This is a genomic window from Desertihabitans aurantiacus (assembly GCF_003344635.1).
GTDB lineage: Bacteria > Actinomycetota > Actinomycetes > Propionibacteriales > Propionibacteriaceae > Desertihabitans > Desertihabitans aurantiacus.
In genome coordinates, this window is sequence record NZ_QPKK01000462.1 from 1 (window position 1) to 1,611 (window position 1,611).

The 1,611-nt window shown below is 76.4% G+C and carries 3 protein-coding genes; 1 reads left to right on the plus strand and 2 read right to left on the minus strand.

Features of this window, described 5'->3' with window-relative positions; all coding sequences use genetic code 11:
* The coding region (locus tag DVA66_RS20180) for an SIP domain-containing protein (protein ID WP_198671998.1) at nucleotides 1-219 on the plus strand (219 nt) is incomplete at its 5' end.
* A 20-nt stretch (nucleotides 220-239) separates the two neighbouring features.
* Here DVA66_RS20180 and DVA66_RS20185 read toward each other — a convergent pair.
* Nucleotides 240-782: a GNAT family N-acetyltransferase gene (locus DVA66_RS20185; protein WP_114561554.1), complete on the minus strand. Its 543-nt coding sequence runs from the start codon at nucleotides 780-782 to the stop codon at nucleotides 240-242.
* 23 nt (nucleotides 783-805) lie between these two features.
* On the minus strand, nucleotides 806-1,611 hold an 806-nt coding region (locus DVA66_RS20190; RefSeq protein WP_332872899.1), incomplete at its 5' end, for an ECF transporter S component.

Below are 1,611 nucleotides of genomic sequence, written 5' to 3' on the forward strand. Positions count from 1 at the left end.
CTGCGCTGGCTGCCGCGCACCGACCCGCACGCGGTGCCCGGGGCGCTGGCGCTCGCCGCGGTGCAGCAGCTGCCCGCGCCGGACGCCGGCGGCTACGCCTGGGTGGCGGGGGAGTCCGCGCTGGCCACCGGCGCCCGCCGGCACCTGGTGCAGGCCGGGCTGGCGAAGGACCGCGTCACCTTCGTCGGCTACTGGCGCCACGGCCGCGCCCAGTACTGAGCGCTGGGGCGGCGCGCCCCTCAGTCGTGCAGGATGCGCTGGAAGAGCCGGTGGTCCTGCCAGCGGCCGCCGATCCGCAGGTAGCGCTCGGCGACCCCGATCTCGGTGAACCCGCAGCGGCGGAGCACCCGCTGGGAGGCCGTGTTGTGCAGCAGCGTCCCCGCCTGCAGCCGGTGCAGCCCGAGCTCGTCGCGGGCGATCGCGGCGGCGGCGTCCACCGCGCGGGTCATCAGCCCGCGGCCGGTATGGGTGGCGGCGGTCCAGTAGCCGAGGTTGGCGCTCTGGAAGGCGCGGCGGACGATGCCGGTCAGGCTGACCCGGCCGACGACCGTCGTCTGCTCGACCAGCACCAGCCACAGCCCAGCACCCTCGCCGGTGGCGCGCTGGTGCGCCTCGACCTCGCGCCGCTGGCCATCGGCGGTGAACCAGGACGCCGGCCGCTCCGGCTCCCACGGGGCCAGGTGCAGCCAGCTGTCGGCGTAGGCGGTGGCCAGCGCCGCGGCGTCCTCGAGGGTCACCGGGCGCAGCACCACGTCCTCGGTCAGCTGCCGTGTCCAGCGCACCCGCCGATCGTAGGGCGACGGGATCAGCCGACCCGGGCGGCGCGGCGCAGCACGGCCAGGACGGGTGCTCCCAGGAGCAGCAGGGCGACCGCGTTGGTGACCGCGCGCCCGGTGTCGAAGGTGGCGGTCGAGGTGAGCAGGGTGAACACCGCGAACCGTCGCAGGTTGTCCAGCAGCGGCGCGCCGGGGACGAGGTCGAGCGCGCCGGTGGCCTCGCCCGGCACCGCGATCCCGGTCAGGAAGGGCCACACCGACAGGTTGATGAGCAGCCCGAACAGGTAGGCCGAGACGACGCCGTAGCCGATGAGCAGCGCGAGCTCGGCCGCGCCGCGCGCCCGGGGGAGCAGCCCGGCGCCCAGACCGATCCAGGCCGCGCAGAGCATCTGGTAGGCCAGCCACGGGCCCATCCCGGCGGTCAGCAGCGCCGAGGCGAACAGCGAGGTGCAGCCGAGCAGGAAGCCGAACCCGGGGCCGAGCACCCGTCCGCTGAGGATGAGCAGGAAGAACACCGACTCCACCCCGGCGGTGCCCGCGCTGAGGGCGGGGCGCAGCGCGGCGTTCAGCGCCGACAGGACGCCGAGGACGGCCAGGGTCCGCGAGTCCAGGCCGCGTTCGGTGAGCTGGGCGAGGGCCAGCAGCAGCACCAGCGGCACCAGCGCCACCAGCAGGAACCCCGCCCCTTCGTCGGCGCCGGCCGCCGGCACCCACAGCGGCCAGGTCAGCGCCCCGAGCCCGAGCAGGCTGGCCAGCGCCACCACCGCGGCCGACCAGCCGCGCAGCCGCACCCCGGTCGCAGCCGCGCCGACCGCCACCACCGGCAGCGGCTCGA